Genomic DNA, 14,907 nt, shown 5'->3' with positions numbered 1-14,907 from the left:
CGCCACGTCCGTTCCATTGGCTTCCTTCCTTAAGCGAATCCCATGTCGACTACTCCGAACACTCCAACTTCCGCCAGTCGCGAACCCAGTTGTAAAGTCAGCGCGGGTCCGCATGAAGCGCCTTCGTCGCCGGCCGGCAAGCGGCCTGCGCCGCCTTGCACGCTGGTGATTTTCGGCGCAGGCGGTGACCTGACCAAGCGATTGTTGATGCCCGCGCTGTACAACCTCGCAGTGGACGGCCTGCTCGATGACGGCATGAAGATCATCGGCGTGAATCACGGCGAACGCGAGACGAGCGTATGGCGCGAAGACTTGCATAAGTCGCTGCAACAGTTCGCCGCCGACAAAGCCAGCACTTTCCACGCCGGCAAGCTCGACGACAAAGCGTGGGACTGGGTCGCGCAGCGGCTCGAATACATGGCCGGTGAGTTCGAAACCGACGACACGTTCGCGATGCTCAAGCAAAAGCTCGATCAGTCGCCGGGTGGCAATGTGATTTTTTACCTGGCGGTCACTGCGCGCTTTTTTAAACCGATCGTCGAGCATCTCGGCAAAGCGGGCTTGCTGAAAGAAGGTGAGGGCAGCTTCCGCCGCATCGTGATTGAGAAACCATTCGGCACCGATCTCGCTTCGGCGCGTGATCTGAACGCGCACATTCTGTCGTACGCGGACGAGTCGCAGGTGTATCGCATCGATCACTTCCTCGGGAAGGACACCGTGCAGAGCATTCTCGCAGTGCGCTTTGCGAATGCGCTGTTCGAACCGATCTGGCGGCGCGAATATATCGACAGCGTGCAGATCACCGCGGCCGAAACGATCGGCGTGGAGGGACGCGGCAAATTTTACGAGCAGACCGGCGCGTTCCGCGACATGCTGCCAAACCACCTGTTCCAGTTGCTCGGCATGGTCGCGATGGAGCCGCCCAATTCATTCGATGCCGAAGCCGTGCGCGACAAGAAGGCTGAGATCTCCGACGCTATCCAGCCGCTGACCGCCGACGACGTCGTCTTCGGTCAATACGAAAAGGGTCCGGCGGGCATCGGCTATCGCGAGGAACCGGACGTCGCGCCGGACAGCACGACCGAAACCTACGCCGCCGCCCGTGTGTACGTCGAGAACTGGCGCTGGGCGGGCGTGCCGTTCTATCTGCGCACCGGTAAGCGGCTCGCCGCGCGCCGCACGGAGATCTCGGTGCAACTGAAGCCGGTGCCGTTCCGTCTGTTCCGCGACACGCCGGTCGACGCGTTGACGCCGAACGTGTTGACCTTGCGCATCGATCCCGCGCACGGCACGAGTTTCGATTTCAATGTGAAGACGCCGGGGCCGGTGATGCAGATCGGCGCGGTGCAGTCGTCGTTCGACTACGCAGACTTCTTCGCCGAGCGGGCCAACGTTGGCTACGAGACCTTGCTGTACGACTGCATGCTGGGTGACGAGACGCTGTTTCAGCGCGCAGACAGCATCGAAACGAGCTGGTGCGCGGTGGACGACGTGTTGCACCCGAAGACCGGCGGCGCGATGCCGGTGCACGGTTATGCTGCTGGCAGCGAAGGGCCCGCTGAAGCAGACGCGCTGCTCGCACGCGACGGCCATGCATGGCGGCCTTTGAAGCAGGATGCAGTCGAAAAGAAGTAATTCCATGAGGCGCACCAACACAATCGGGGGACACCGTGGCCACACGTAAGACGAAAGTAAAAAGCAGTACCGAGCGGATTCTGGCGATCGATGTCGGTGGCACGGGCTTGAAAGCCGCGATCATCGATGCGGACGGCCAGATGAAAACCGACCGTTTGCGCGTGCCGACGCCGCATCCGTGCACGCCGGATCAACTGGTGGATGCGTTGGTGAAGCTGGTCGAGCCGCTCGTCGAAAAGGAGCCGCCTACGCTGATGTCGATTGGTTTTCCGGGTGTGGTGCGCAACAACCGCATTTTGACGGCGCCGCATTTTGGCGTTGAAGGCTGGCATGACATTCCGCTCGCGGATTCGCTGGCGCAGCGCCTCGGCGGTCTGCCGGTGCGCATGATCAACGACGCGGAGATGCAGGGCTTTGCCGCGATCGAAGGTCATGGGATCGAGCTCGTCCTGACGCTTGGAACAGGCGCGGGCACGGCGCTGTTCCGCGACGGCGAGTTGATGCCTCACCTCGAGCTTGCGCATCATCCGGTCAGCAAGAAGGGGGTGGCGTACGACGAGTACATCGGCGACGCAGCGCGCGAGAAGGCAGGAAACAAGCGCTGGAATCGCCGGGTCCAGAAGATAATCGGCATTCTCAATTCGCTGGTGAACTATGACAAGCTGTGGATTGGCGGTGGCAACGCGGCGCGGCTGACGTTCAAATTGCCCGCAAATGTCGCGACCGTATCGAACGATGCGGGAATCGAAGGCGGCGCGCGCTTGTGGCATCCAAAGTCATTGCGTGAGACGCGGCAGTTGCCGGAGGCGAATGAGCGGACGGGTCGGTTCAAGTGATGCGTGGTGTGCTGATGGATTCGTTGCGCGTCGGCGGAATAAAGTGCCCGATCGATACGTTTGTCACCGGTGGCTGTGACGCGCGTTTGTTGCGCCATTGCCTTTTTCAGCTTAGCTAACTTATACCTAGGGCAGCCAACGATGATTCGAAGCGATACCGCTGGCGTTGCACGACGCCTGTTATTTGTCAGCATGTGCGCCGTGCTGACTTTTACTGCAGTGAGTGCCCGCGCGGCCGATGCATTCGCGCTGTCGTCGCCGGGTGTGGCCGACGGCGGCACGCTGGATTCGAGCCACGCGGCGAGCGCGAATAATTGCGGTGGCGGGAATGTGTCGCCGGCCTTGCAATGGCGGAACACGCCTGCCGGCACGAAGAGTTACGCCATTACTATTTTCGATCCGGACGGCGCGAAGGGTCTGGGCATTGTGCATTGGGTGTTGTATGGAGTCGCACCGTCGGCGACCGGGCTCGGCGCGGGTGCGACGCCGGCCGGTAGCGTGGCCGGAACGAACCGGACGGGTGGCCCTGGCTATTACGGACCGTGCCCGCCAGTCGGGGACGTACCGCATCACTATGTTGCGCAGGTCTATGCGCTTGATTTACCGCCCGACGCATTGCCGGCGGGATTGACGCGCGACGCGTTGCAGGCGGCTATGAAGGACCATGTGCTCGCTGCGGCGAGTACGGTGCTTCGATACGGACGGTGATCGGGTGGTGGTTTCTATACCTTCGATGGCGGCGGCCAGGCAACCGAAGCCGCCGTCAAAGGCACCCCACTATCGGGCCGCATCACCCCATCGATACTCCAGACTCACCTCATCAAGCTGCGCCTTAACCTGTGGATCGAGCACAAGCTCCGAAGCCGCCAGCGTATCGCTCAACTGCTCAGCGCGACTGGCGCCAATAATCGCCGATGTAATCAGCGGATTAGCCAGCACCCACGCAAGAGAAACCCGAGTCAAAGACTCGCCTGTCGGCGTAGCGATCGCCTTCAGTTTCTCGATCGTTTCGAACTCGCGCTGATGCCAGTACCGCTCCTGATACATGGCTCCCGCCTTCCCGACGGTTTCGGTGAATCGCCCGGACGTGGGTGCAGCATCCACCCGATGTTTACCGGTCAGCAAACCACCTGCCAGCGGGTTATAAGGCATCACGGCTAATTGCTCTTCATCCGCCAAAGGCAACAACTCCCGCTCGATCTGCCGGAACAACAGGTTATAGCGGGGCTGCACCGATACAAACCGCGCCACGCCCAGCACGTCGGCGCGACCCAGCGCCCGTGCCAGTCGATACGCCAGGAAATTCGACACGCCGATATACCGCGCCTTCCCGGATCGCACGATCACGTCCAGTGCTTCGAGCGTCTCATCGAGTGGGGTGTTCGCGTCGTCGGAATGGAGCTGGTAAAGGTCCACGTAGTCCGTGCCGAGCCGCCGCAGCGATGCGTCGATCGCGTCCAGCAGATGTTTGCGCGACGCGCCTTGATCCCACGCGGACGGCCCCATCTTGCCGACCGCCTTCGTGGCCAGAATGAAGCGGTCGCGTTTGCCCTTCAACCACCGTCCGACGACCTCTTCCGTGCGTCCGGCAATACTTTCGTCGGCGCCGAGCGGATAAACGTCGGCGGTATCGATGAAGTTCACGCCGGCGTCCGCCGCTGTGTCGAGAATCCGCCGTGAAACGTCTTCTTCAGTCTGCAGGCCAAAGGTCATCGTGCCGAGACACAGGTGCGAAACGGTCAGGCCAGTGCGGCCGAATTTGCGGTATTGCATGGTCAACTCCGAAGATGGACGGGACAGTTGCGGTAGGCGGTGTTGTAGAAAGGATAAACGGTGTCGCGATTTCGTGTTCGGCCGCCGGCACTCGCCCGGAACCCTGCCCGGCCGCCAGCGGAAAAGTGGGCGCTCGCGCTAGAATCGGCGCAGACCGCCAAAACCGTTGGCCCTGCCGGATTTCTGCCGATGACCACGTCCCCCAACCAGGTCGACGCCGCGTTGATATCGCGGCGGTCGATCCGCGCCTTTCTGCCCACGCCGGTTGCGCGCGCCGATATCGAGGCGATTCTCGAAGCGGCCAGCCGCGCCCCTTCGGGCACCAATACTCAGCCGTGGAAAGTGTATGTGGTGACGGGCGAGTCGCTCGCGCGCCTGTCGCAGGCTCTGGTCGCCGCCTATGACGACCCTCAGCGCGATGCGCTGTATCAGGAAGAGTATTGCTACTATCCGCACCAATGGGTGTCGCCGTACATCGACCGCCGCCGCAAGATCGGCTGGGATCTTTACGGCCTGCTGGGCATCGAAAAGGGCGACAAGGCGCGCATGCATGAACAGCATGCACAGAACTACCGGTTCTTCGGCGCGCCGGTCGGCCTGTTCTTCACGATCGAGCGGGTGATGGAGCGCGGTAGCTGGCTCGACTACGGCATGTTCCTGCAAGCGATCATGACGGCGGCGCGCGGGCGCGGCCTCGATACCTGTCCACAGGCGGCCTTTACGCAGTTTCATCGGCTGATTGCCGAGCATCTCGACCTGCCGGCCGAAGAGCAACTGGTGTGCGGCATGTCGCTCGGTTTCGCCGACGAAAGCGCGCTGGTCAATACGTTGCGCACGGATCGCGAACCGGTTGAACGGTTCACGCGATTTCTCGATTGAACCCGATCAACGGGCATCCCCACTTCCCATCTTCCCATCGGACCATGATGAAAACCTCACGCCGCCATTTTCTGATGCTGAGTGTGGGCGTGAGCTCAACGCTCATGCTGTCCCGCGTCGCGTTCGCCGACACCGCGAACGCACTGAGCGAAGCCGATCCGAAGGCGCAGGCCGTCGGCTATAAAGAGGACGCGTCAAAAGTCGACAAGGCGAAATTCCCTGGCTACGCCGCCGGACAAACCTGCGCCAACTGTTCGCTATTCCAGGGTAAGTCTACCGACGCCTACGGTGGCTGCACGCTGTTCGGCGACAAGCAGGTCGCCGCGCGTGGCTGGTGCAGCTCGTATTCGAATATGTGACCTGGCTAGCGGCCGTGTGCCGCTACGGGTGCCTTGGCACCTAGTTCAAAGCGCTCAGTACGAGCTCATGCGAACGGCCGATCCACAGTGCCGCGTCGCGGTGGTCGCGCAAGGCGTCGCCGGTATTCGGGTGCAGAAAAATATCGAGCGCGCCGTGATTCAGCGTGAGCCAGCCGACGAGTTCGGCGAACTGCTCCTGCGCGAATGCGAGCTGATACGACCACATCGGGTGCGGCCCGACCGGGCGTTCGTGAAAGCGCCCCATTTGCAGTTTGCCGTTCCAGTGTGCTTCGATTTGCTCGCGAAAGGTCCACGCGGCGTCGCGGCTACCTGAATCGAAGTAAACATGGGCGTGCCAGCTTTCGATGGCCGAGGTGTCGCGAAAGGTCATAGCGGGTTTCGTACCGTCTTTGTCAGACATTCATTTTGCTTGAGTTTTCGCTGACGCGTGCGGCGCGCGCCGCATCAGAAACTCTATTTCCTCTTCGGCGACGATTTCGAAGCCCAGGCGCTCGTACAGGCGCCTGGCGGGATTGCCTTTGAGCACCTTGAGGCTGACCGGCACTGCGTCGGCCTGCGCGGCCTGCAGAACAGTTTGCAGCGCGCGCTCGCCGATCCCGCGGCCTTGATGCTCGGGCGCGATCTGCACTTGCACGACGAACCACTCGGTTTCGGTGCGATACGCTTTCAGCAAACCAGCCGGCGCGCCATCGACGCAAATCACCTGTGCCGCATCGTAGCGATAGCGTAGACGCGCGAAATGCTGGGTATCGTCGACGAATTCGCCGGCGCGTGCCAGATGCTCGGTCATGGTGGCCTTGCGCAATTCGAAGAGAAAGCGCTCGTCGGCTTCCAGCGCGGGGCGCAGGGTAAGGGCAGGTTCTTGAACGGACATGCGGGTAACGTTTTCCGGTGCGCGGGCGGTGAGAAAGAATTGTCGTGGATTGTCGTGCCAGTAGCGCTTTTTACCACGCGCCTATGTTTCGGGCGCCCAACGTCACGGCTCAAGTCTGAAGAAACCGCGACACCGCGGCGATTCGGCAAACTGGCCTGCCAATTCCCCTCGTTTCGCGCAATTGCATTCTCGTGCGTTCACATAAACTGTTTTCCATGGAGCGACAAGTCACCGAGCCCATCGACGCGGTCTTCCCCCGCGTTGTTTTGAACCGTACCGTTGATGGCAGTTTGCCGCGTTTGACCAACGTGGCAGGGCAGTAAAGCAGTAGGAAGTCGAAGCAATGCAAATAGTGCGCAATCGCAGCAGCCATGCGCACGGCTCAGCAGGGGGTTGCAGCGAGGCGATGTTGATGGCGAGGAACCGAGCTGTAACGCAATACCGCAATACCGCCGTAAAGCAATACCGCCGTAAAGCAATACCGCAGCAAAGCAATAACGCAGTAGCGCAGTAGCAGTTCAGGTAGCAACAGCTTTGGTAGTCTGTGGTGGTTATAAAAGTCGGCAAGCATCCACGCGCCTGTACGACTCCTCCATCCTGTCCGGCCCTGTTCCCTCGCGGGAGCAGGGCTTTTTTTTTTCGTCGGCGCGGCCAATGTGACTTGTATTTACCCGATCCGAACCTATATGGCAGCGTTACGTTTCCTGCCAGCCGTAGCGGAAAATCTGCTCGCGCGCGGCGCGACGCCGCGCGCATTCGAGACTTTGAGTTGTTTAAGTCTGTCTTAATAGTTGCTTGCCATGATGGCTACACAGACTCACATTAAGGGCCTGTCAAGCCGCCGGCGCATCGGCGGCGTTTGCCACCGGAGAGCACACCATTCGGTGGCAAAGCCGAGAGTTAGCGAAGGAGGTTGAATCGATATGTCCAGTAAATCGCGAGTCCGCAAGCACACCCAGCCGGCCATGTCCCCGCTGTTGCGCGCGCTGACCTATAGCCGCACTGCCCACGAGCCAGTCACCGCGGCGATGCTCCTGCAGTGCTACACCGCCCTCGATGCATTCCGGCGCGGTCGAGGCACGCGGGATTTGCACCTGACCTTGAGCCGGCATCTGCTGGTGTCGCAAGAGTTGGCGCGTCTTGGCCTCGGTGAAGACGTTATTGCCGATATCGAAAGCGCGCATGCGGCGATGGTGCAACTCGACGCGCGTGAGCATCAAGACGGCGCCTGGCTGCTCGAAGACAGCGAATACGCACGTCTTTGCACCGCGCTGGCGATTCTGGATGGGCAACTGTCGGTCGCATCGTTGAGCGAGATTGCGAACGCCGAGACGAAGATGATCGAGGGGTTGATGAGATCGGCCCATACGCAAGCGATTGTCGAAGCGACCGTTTAAGCAACGTCGCGCTCTGCCGCAAGCTAACGCTCAAACGAAGAACGCCCCGTATGGGGCGTTTTTTCGCATCAGCGCTGATCCTGCTGTTGTTAGCCAATCCGACGCACCCGGTTAATTTACTGCGGCTATAATCTCCGGCATGAAATTTCTGCGGACTTTGCTCCTTCTGTTGCTATGCGCTGCGCTGCCCATTAGTGGGCTGGCGGCCAGCGGCTTGACGGGAGAATGTCCGATGCAGATGAGCATGAGTGCCGACGAGAGCGATGCGATGTCGGCTGACATGCCCGGCTGCGAGTCGATGCATTCGTCGCAGCCCGAAAAAGCCAAGGGCTTTTTCTGCAAGGTAATGGCTCAATGCCAAATCGGCAGTCTGTATCACCCGGTCTCTCTGACTGGAATAACCCGGCCTGCCGGGTTGTCGAGCACCGTTGTTTTCCACTACGCGCAATCGCTGCCGGTCCGTGAGCCGACCGGACCGTGGCGACCTCCTCGCGCCATCTAAACCCTTGCTGACAGGTTCACCGCATTTGCGGTGAGGTCGTCCTGCGTCCAGGACGTGGACTCCCTTTGGGAGTTCGCCGTTGGGGTTAGAACATGCCATTCATTTTTCGCACGCCGTCAACCCGGCGTGCACCACGGCGCGCGCGCTCGCTTTTCGCAGCGCTGATTTTCGCGAGCGGCGCGGCACACGCTCAGCAAGCAAGCTACACGCTCGATGCGGCGCTTCAGGCCGCCACCGACCGCTCTTCCGCCATGGGAGCCGCACAGGCCTCTGTGCGCGCCAGCTCAGATGCCGCCGTTCGGGCCGGGCAGTTGCCCGATCCGATGCTCAAAGCGGGTATCGACAACTTGCCGGTGAACGGATCGCAACGGTTCACCATCGGTCAGGACTTCATGACGATGCGCCGTATCGGCATCGAGCAGGAATGGGTATCCGGTGACAAACGTCGCCTGCTCTCCGCCCGGGCGAACGATGTGGTGGACCGCGAGCGTGCCGGCTATCTGCTGCAGCTCGTGAACACGCGACAACAAACGGCGACTGCCTGGTTGAACGCCGTCTATGCAAAGCAGGCGCTCGCGTTGCAGCAGGAGCTGGTGCGTCATATGGATCACGAACTGGACGCGACGAAAGCGTCTTGCCGGGGAGCCAAGGCAAGCGCAGCCGACGTCGTGCAAGCGCAGGCGATGCTTGCGCAGACGCAGGATCAGCTACTCAAAGCACAACAGACATTTCAAACCGCGCTGATCGGCCTGTCCCGCTGGACTGCTACGCCTGTTCTCGATGTGAGCGGCGATCCGCCCGCGCCGCAATCGTATGTGTCGTCTCTGCCACCCGACGAGCTTCGCGACGTTCAGCCGGTGCTTGTGGCCGCTTCGCGGGACATCGCCGTCGCCGATGCCGATACGGCTGTCGCCAACAGCAACCGCAGTCCCAACTGGACGTGGGAAGTCTCTTATCAACAGCGTGGCGGGCAGTACTCGAACATGGTTTCGGTCGGCGTCAGCATTCCGCTGCCGATCAATCGCAAGAATCGCCAGAACCGCGACGCCGACGAGAAGGCGGAACTCGGCACCAAAGCGCGGCTGATGTACGAAGACACGCAGCGGCAAGTCGAAGCGGATATCCGCACGCAGTCGGCGACGCTTGCCAGCGGCCGCGAGCGCATCACCCATCTCACCGACTCCCTGCTGCCCGCTGCGGACCGGCGCGTCCAGCTCGCGGCCGCGGCCTATCAGGCGGGGAGCGGGTCGCTTGCGGACGCGTTTGCTGCCAGACGTGCATTGCTCGACGCTCAGTTACAGGTGCTCGACCTTCGGCGCGAGGTGTCCCTGACCTGGGCCCAGCTCGAATACCAGGTCGTGCCCGCGTCGATGTCCATCAGCCAGTGAAGGAGCACACCATGCAAAAGAAACAACTGGCACGCGCGGTTCTCGTTGCGTTCGCCGCCGCCGCTTTGTTAGGCGCAGGCTACCTGGCCGGCGTGCGCCATTCCACGCAAGCGGGTTCGGCTTCTGCCGCCACGATGCCCGCCACGACATCTGCGGCAGGGGACAAGGCCGACCCGAAGACGGGCCGCAAGGTGCTGTACTGGCACGACCCGATGGTTCCGAATCAGCATTTCGACAAACCGGGCAAGTCGCCTTTCATGGACATGCAACTCGAACCGGTCTTCGCCGATGACGCAGGCACGAGCGGCGTCAAAATCGATCCGGGCTTGCAGCAGAACCTCGGCATCCGCTACGCAACGGCGCGACGGCAGGAGGTCAGCGAAGGATTCGACGCCGTCGGGACCACGCAATTCGACGAATCGCACGCCGACGTGGTGCAGTCGCGCGTCACGGGCTACATAGACCACTTGTACGCGGACGCACCGATGCAACGGATAGCGAAAGGCGCGCCGATCGCGTCGCTCTTCGTGCCGGACTGGCTGGCGCCGCAGGAAGAGTACCTCGCGCTCAAACGCAGTGGTATGGACAGCGGCATGCTTGACGCGGCTCGCGCGCGCATGCGGGCGATGTCGATACCGGACGGCGTCGTTGCGAATCTCGACCGGAGCGGCAAGGCGCAGACGCATGTCGTGCTGACCTCGCCGGAAACGGGTGTTGTCAGCGAGCTGAACGTCCGCGATGGCGCGATGGTGACGCCCGGGCAGACGCTCGCCAAGATCGCCGGTCTCTCGACGTTGTGGCTCATCGTCGAAATACCGGAATCCCTTGCGCTGACCGTGCAGCCTGGCATGACCGTGGACGCGGCGTTCGCGGGCGATCCCACTCAGCACTTCAAAGGGCAGATCCGCGAAATCCTGCCGGGTATCAGCACCGGCAGCCGCACGCTGCAGGCGCGTCTCGAGATCGACAACGCCGCGTTCAAGCTGACGCCGGGCATGTTGATGCGCGTGCGGGTCGGCGCGCAGAAACCGGCCTCGCGTCTGCTCGTTCCATCCGAAGCGGTCATCACGACCGGCAAGCGCACCGTGGTTATCGTCAGGAACGGTGATGGCCGTTTGCAGCCGGTGAATGTCACCGTCGGCAAAGATGCTGGCGACGAAACCGAAGTGTTGAGCGGTTTGACCGATGGCGATCAGGTCGTGGCGTCCGGCCAGTTTCTGATCGATTCGGAAGCCAGCCTCAAATCGGTTCTTCCTCGCCTCGCGGGGAGCGCAAACGCAGACCCGAGCGGGCCCGCGCCCGCATCCGCACCCGCCGCGACCAGTGCATCCCAAACGTACGAGACCACCGGCAGGATCGAAAAGGTGACCGCCGAAGACATCACCTTCTCCCATCAGCCGGTCCCGGCTTTGGGCTGGGGCAAGATGACGATGGCATTCGGTAAACCGTCGCCCACGGCCTTTCCGGACGCAAAACCCGGTGACGTAGTGCACTTCGCATTCCGGCAGACGGACGGCGGCTACCAGTTGACGACAGTCGAACCGGTAGGAGGCGCCAAATGATCGCGCGTCTTATCAGATGGTCGATTTACAACCGCTTTCTGGTGCTGCTTGCCACCGTGCTCGTCACGGCATGGGGCGTCTACTCGGTGATGCAGACGCCGCTCGACGCGCTGCCTGACTTGTCCGACACGCAGGTCATCATCAAGGCGTCGTACCCGGGCAAGGCGCCGCAGGTCGTCGAGGACCAGGTCACCTATCCCCTCACCACGACGCTGCTGAGTGTGCCGGGGGCGAAAACCATTCGCGCGTATTCGTCATTCGGCGATGCGTTCGTCTACGTCCTGTTCGACGACAAAACCGACCAGTATTGGGCCCGTTCCCGTGTACTCGAGTATCTGAACCAGGTGCAAAGTAAGTTGCCTCCTGGCGCAACGGTATCGCTCGGCCCTGATGCAACCGGTGTCGGTTGGGTCTACGAATATGCACTCGTCGACCGAAGCGGACAGCACGACCTGGGACAGCTTCGCGCCCTGAACGACTGGTTCCTGAAGTTCGAACTGAAGTCGGTACCGGATGTGTCCGAGGTCGCGAGCATTGGCGGCATGGTGCGTCAATATCAGGTCGTCCTCGACCCGGACAAACTGCGCGCTTACGGCATCACGCAGGCGATGGTCGCCGACGCGTTAGGCAAGGCGAATCAGGAATCGGGCGGGTCAGTCGTCGAGATGGCGGAGTCCGAATACATGGTGCGCTCGTCCGGTTACCTGCGCACTATGGATGACTTTCGCAACGTCGTCCTGCGTACGAACGAAGCCGGTACGCCCGTGCTGCTGGGCGACGTCGCGCGTATTCAGATCGGACCCGAGATGCGGCGCGGCATCGCAGAGCTGAACGGGCAGGGCGAAGTTGCGGGCGGCGTCATCGTGATGCGTTCCGGCAAGAACGCGCTGACGACGATCGATGCGGTGAAGGCAAAGCTCGCCGAGCTGAAGCGTTCGCTGCCCGCGGGCGTGGAAGTCGTGACGACGTACGACCGCTCACAGTTGATCGAACGCGCGGTGGATAACCTGAAGGACAAACTCGTCGAGGAATTCATCATCGTCGGGCTCGTCTGCGCTGTCTTTTTGTTTCATCTGCGCAGTGCGTTCGTCGCGATCCTGTCGTTGCCCCTGGGCGTGCTGGCCGCCTTCATCGTGATGCGGTATCAAGGCGTGAACGCGAATCTGATGTCGCTCGGCGGCATTGCGATTGCCATCGGCGCGATGATCGACGCGGCCATCGTGATGATCGAGAACGCGCACAAACATCTCGAAGCGTACGAGCACGCGCATCCCAGCAAGGCGATCAGTTCGGCTGAACGTTGGGAGCTCATCGCCATGTCGGCCGCGGAGGTCGGGCCGGCGCTGTTCTTCTCGCTGCTCGTCATCACGCTGTCGTTCATTCCGGTGTTCTCGCTCGAAGGCCAGGAAGGCAAGCTGTTTTCCCCGCTGGCGTTCACGAAGACCTACACGATCGCAGCGGCGGCGGGCCTGTCGGTGACGTTGGTGCCGGTGTTGATGGGTTTGCTGATCCGCGGCCGTATTCCGCACGAGAACGCGAACCCGATCAACCGCGTGCTGATCCGGCTCTATCGCCCATTGCTGGAGGCGACGTTGCGTCGGCCGTGGGTCGCGATCGGTCTGGCGGTGGTTGCGCTTGCGGCGTCGGCGATTCCGCTTTCGCGGCTTGGCGGCGAATTCATGCCGCCGCTCGACGAAGGCGATCTGCTGTATATGCCGACCGCGCTGCCGGGCATCTCGACGGAGAAAGCGAGTGAACTGCTGCAGCAGACCGACCGGCTCATCAAGACCGTCCCGGAGGTGCAGACCGTGTTCGGCAAGTCCGGCCGCGCTGATTCGGCGACCGATCCCGCGCCGCTCGAGATGTTCGAGACCACGATTCAGTTCAAACCACGCAGCCAGTGGCGGCCGGGCATGACGCCGGAGAAGCTGGTCGACGAATTGGACCGCACCGTCAAAGTGCCGGGGCTCTCGAACGTGTGGGTTCCGCCTATCCGCAATCGGTTGGACATGCTGTCGACGGGCATCAAGACGCCGGTCGGCGTCAAGATTTCGGGCCCCGACCTCGGGCAAATCGACAAGGTGGCAACGCAGGTCGAAGCGGCGGTCAAGACCGTGCCCGGTGTGACGTCCGCACTTGCCGAGCGCCTGAACGGCGGCAGATACATCGACGTCGATATTGACCGGCTGGCAGCGGCACGTTACGGCCTCGCGGTTGCCGATATCCAGTCGATCGTGTCCACCGCGGTCGGCGGTGAAAACGTCGGCGAGGTCATTGCCGGCCGGGAGCGCTTTCCGATCAACATCCGCTATCCACGCGAAATTCGCGATTCACTCGAGAAGCTGCGCGAGCTGCCGGTCGTGACCGAGCGTGGCGCGCAAATCCAGCTGGCTGACGTGGCGCACATCACGATTGCCGATGGCCCGCCGATGATTCGCAGTGAGAACGCGCGGCTCGCCGGTTACGTGTACGTCGATATCCGCGACACGGATCTGCATTCGGCCGTGCAGGCCATGCAGCGCGCGGTCGCAGAGAAAGTGACACTGCCCGCGGGCTATTCGATTGCGTGGTCCGGTCAGTTCGAATATCTGGAGCGAGCGGCGGCGAAGTTGCGCACCGTTATTCCCGTGACGCTGGTGGTCATTTTCGTGCTGCTTTTTCTGACGTTCAACTCCGTGGGTGACGCGCTGCTGCTGATGTCGACGGTGCCCTTCGCGCTGGTCGGCGGTTTCTGGTTTATCTGGATGCTGGGGCATGCCGTGTCTGTCGCGACCGCCGTGGGATTCATTGCGCTCGCGGGGGTGGCTGCGGAGTTCGGCGTCGTGATGCTGCTTTACCTGAAGGGTGCGTTGAATCGCAGACTCGACGCAGGCGAGCCGCTGACCGAAACGCTGCTTCTCGATGCGATTCGAGAGGGGGCAGTGCAGCGTGTGCGTCCCAAGGCGATGACGGTTGCGGTCGTGCTTGCCGGTCTCATACCCATCATGGTCGGGCACGGCGCCGGCTCCGAAGTCATGCAGCGCATCGCCGCACCGATGGTCGGCGGGATGATCACGGCGCCCATTCTTTCGATGTTGGTCATTCCCGCAGCGTGGTTCCTGCTGCAACGCCGCCGCGCGAAGCGTTTGCCCGACGCGCGGCTTTCTCACGCAGTACCTTCCGGCACAACCGTGCCAACTACTCAAACTGGAGAACTTCAATGAAGAAATGGATTGTTGCGTTTGCTGCTCTCGGCGCCATTGCTGCGGCCCCCGCGTTTGCGGGCGACGATATGGCGGGGATGAACATGTCTATGAAGCCGGCGGCTTCAAAGGACTTACCGAATGCGGCGCTCACGGATGCGGAGGTGAGAAAAGTGGACCCGACCTCCGGCATGGTCACGCTGAAACACGGCGCGCTGCAAAACGTCGGGATGCCGGCCATGACCATGGCCTTCAAGGCGAAGGATGCCGCGATGATCAAGCGGATTCACGAAGGCGACAAGGTGAAGGTGCGCATTGAAGACGTCGACGGCACGATGACCATCGTGAAGCTGGAAAAAGCGTCGTGATGCGTTGTTGATGCAAACTCGCGGGCTTGTTGCTTGGGCCTGCGAGTTTGCAGGACTACGGCTGGGCCGATGGCCGATTGAGCTCCTGCGCTAAACTCTTAGAACGCCCGGTGACGGCGACCCACAAGGAG

The 14,907-nt window shown here is 61.8% G+C and carries 14 protein-coding genes; 11 read left to right on the top strand and 3 right to left on the bottom strand.

From position 1 onward, the window contains the following. Positions 1-42 precede the first annotated feature (42 nt). From zwf to M0D67_RS26770, 3 genes are all read left to right on the top strand, one after another. A complete protein-coding gene (gene zwf, locus M0D67_RS26780) occupies positions 43-1,635 on the top strand; it encodes a glucose-6-phosphate dehydrogenase (protein ID WP_266240386.1) in 1,593 nt (530 codons plus the stop codon). A 35-nt stretch (positions 1,636-1,670) separates the two neighbouring features. Then, entirely contained in the window at positions 1,671-2,471 is an 801-nt protein-coding gene (locus M0D67_RS26775) for an ROK family protein (RefSeq protein WP_266240385.1), read from the top strand. A gap of 141 nt (positions 2,472-2,612) precedes the next feature. Further along, positions 2,613-3,179 (top strand): YbhB/YbcL family Raf kinase inhibitor-like protein, encoded by a 567-nt coding sequence (locus tag M0D67_RS26770; RefSeq protein ID WP_266240384.1) that lies wholly within the window; start codon positions 2,613-2,615, stop codon positions 3,177-3,179. A gap of 69 nt (positions 3,180-3,248) precedes the next feature. Here M0D67_RS26770 and M0D67_RS26765 read toward each other — a convergent pair whose 3' ends face one another. Next, positions 3,249-4,244, bottom strand: coding sequence for an aldo/keto reductase (locus tag M0D67_RS26765; protein ID WP_266240383.1), 996 nt, complete (start codon positions 4,242-4,244; stop codon positions 3,249-3,251). A 189-nt stretch (positions 4,245-4,433) separates the two neighbouring features. Between M0D67_RS26765 and M0D67_RS26760 the strand changes: the two genes are divergently transcribed. Together M0D67_RS26760 and M0D67_RS26755 are read left to right on the top strand one after the other, a co-directional pair. After that, the gene (locus M0D67_RS26760; protein WP_266240382.1) at positions 4,434-5,123 is read left to right on the top strand and encodes a nitroreductase; all 690 of its coding nucleotides are present in this window, start codon (positions 4,434-4,436) and stop codon (positions 5,121-5,123) included. Positions 5,124-5,170: 47 nt separating this feature from the next. After that, positions 5,171-5,482 (top strand): high-potential iron-sulfur protein, encoded by a 312-nt coding sequence (locus M0D67_RS26755; RefSeq protein WP_154565223.1) that lies wholly within the window; start codon positions 5,171-5,173, stop codon positions 5,480-5,482. A gap of 40 nt (positions 5,483-5,522) precedes the next feature. Here M0D67_RS26755 and M0D67_RS26750 read toward each other — a convergent pair whose 3' ends face one another. Together M0D67_RS26750 and M0D67_RS26745 are read right to left on the bottom strand one after the other, a co-directional pair. Beyond that, positions 5,523-5,873: a DOPA 4,5-dioxygenase family protein gene (locus M0D67_RS26750; RefSeq protein WP_097395052.1), complete on the bottom strand. Its 351-nt coding sequence runs from the start codon at positions 5,871-5,873 to the stop codon at positions 5,523-5,525. A 30-nt stretch (positions 5,874-5,903) separates the two neighbouring features. Then, positions 5,904-6,377, bottom strand: a complete 474-nt coding sequence (locus tag M0D67_RS26745; RefSeq protein WP_154565210.1) for a GNAT family N-acetyltransferase — start codon at positions 6,375-6,377, stop codon at positions 5,904-5,906. Positions 6,378-7,300: 923 nt separating this feature from the next. On the opposite strand from M0D67_RS26745, the gene M0D67_RS26740 reads away from it, so the two are divergent. The 6 genes from M0D67_RS26740 to M0D67_RS26715 all read left to right on the top strand — a co-directional run bounded on the left by M0D67_RS26740 (position 7,301) and on the right by M0D67_RS26715 (position 14,776). Then, complete coding sequence (locus M0D67_RS26740; RefSeq protein ID WP_154565208.1) at positions 7,301-7,774, top strand: hypothetical protein; 474 nt, start codon at positions 7,301-7,303, stop codon at positions 7,772-7,774. 139 nt (positions 7,775-7,913) lie between these two features. Continuing rightward, positions 7,914-8,276 carry a hypothetical protein gene (locus tag M0D67_RS26735; RefSeq protein WP_266240381.1) on the top strand — a complete coding sequence of 121 codons (363 nt, stop codon included), beginning with the start codon at positions 7,914-7,916 and terminating at the stop codon, positions 8,274-8,276. 92 nt (positions 8,277-8,368) lie between these two features. Beyond that, a complete protein-coding gene (locus tag M0D67_RS26730; protein WP_266240380.1) occupies positions 8,369-9,664 on the top strand; it encodes a TolC family protein in 1,296 nt (431 codons plus the stop codon). Between the two features lie 11 nt (positions 9,665-9,675). After that, complete coding sequence (locus M0D67_RS26725; protein ID WP_266240379.1) at positions 9,676-11,226, top strand: efflux RND transporter periplasmic adaptor subunit; 1,551 nt, start codon at positions 9,676-9,678, stop codon at positions 11,224-11,226. Further along, complete coding sequence (locus tag M0D67_RS26720; protein ID WP_266240378.1) at positions 11,223-14,429, top strand: efflux RND transporter permease subunit; 3,207 nt, start codon at positions 11,223-11,225, stop codon at positions 14,427-14,429. Before M0D67_RS26725 ends, M0D67_RS26720 begins: the two co-directional genes overlap by 4 nt. Then, on the top strand, positions 14,426-14,776 hold the full coding sequence (locus tag M0D67_RS26715) for a copper-binding protein (protein ID WP_266240377.1): 351 nt from the start codon (positions 14,426-14,428) through the stop codon (positions 14,774-14,776). The genes M0D67_RS26720 and M0D67_RS26715 overlap by 4 nt, the downstream gene beginning before the upstream one ends. The last annotated feature ends 131 nt before the right edge of the window (positions 14,777-14,907 follow it).

It is taken from the genome of Paraburkholderia sp. SECH4 (genome assembly GCF_030511745.1).
Taxonomy (GTDB): Bacteria; Pseudomonadota; Gammaproteobacteria; order Burkholderiales; family Burkholderiaceae; genus Paraburkholderia; species Paraburkholderia madseniana.
The sequence above is the reverse complement of the archived record's forward strand: the minus strand, read 5'-3'. Positions and strand labels throughout refer to the sequence as shown.

Coding starts and splice junctions, on each gene's coding strand:
- M0D67_RS26770 (WP_266240384.1), top strand. CDS start 2,613: ATGATTCGAAGCGATACCGCTGGCGTTGCACGACGCCTGTTATTTGTC.
- M0D67_RS26760 (WP_266240382.1), top strand. CDS start 4,434: ATGACCACGTCCCCCAACCAGGTCGACGCCGCGTTGATATCGCGGCGG.
- M0D67_RS26765 (WP_266240383.1), bottom strand. CDS start 4,244: ATGCAATACCGCAAATTCGGCCGCACTGGCCTGACCGTTTCGCACCTG.
- M0D67_RS26730 (WP_266240380.1), top strand. CDS start 8,369: ATGCCATTCATTTTTCGCACGCCGTCAACCCGGCGTGCACCACGGCGC.
- M0D67_RS26735 (WP_266240381.1), top strand. CDS start 7,914: ATGAAATTTCTGCGGACTTTGCTCCTTCTGTTGCTATGCGCTGCGCTG.
- M0D67_RS26725 (WP_266240379.1), top strand. CDS start 9,676: ATGCAAAAGAAACAACTGGCACGCGCGGTTCTCGTTGCGTTCGCCGCC.
- zwf (WP_266240386.1), top strand. CDS start 43: ATGTCGACTACTCCGAACACTCCAACTTCCGCCAGTCGCGAACCCAGT.
- M0D67_RS26745 (WP_154565210.1), bottom strand. CDS start 6,377: ATGTCCGTTCAAGAACCTGCCCTTACCCTGCGCCCCGCGCTGGAAGCC.
- M0D67_RS26750 (WP_097395052.1), bottom strand. CDS start 5,873: ATGACCTTTCGCGACACCTCGGCCATCGAAAGCTGGCACGCCCATGTT.
- M0D67_RS26755 (WP_154565223.1), top strand. CDS start 5,171: ATGAAAACCTCACGCCGCCATTTTCTGATGCTGAGTGTGGGCGTGAGC.
- M0D67_RS26715 (WP_266240377.1), top strand. CDS start 14,426: ATGAAGAAATGGATTGTTGCGTTTGCTGCTCTCGGCGCCATTGCTGCG.
- M0D67_RS26740 (WP_154565208.1), top strand. CDS start 7,301: ATGTCCAGTAAATCGCGAGTCCGCAAGCACACCCAGCCGGCCATGTCC.
- M0D67_RS26720 (WP_266240378.1), top strand. CDS start 11,223: ATGATCGCGCGTCTTATCAGATGGTCGATTTACAACCGCTTTCTGGTG.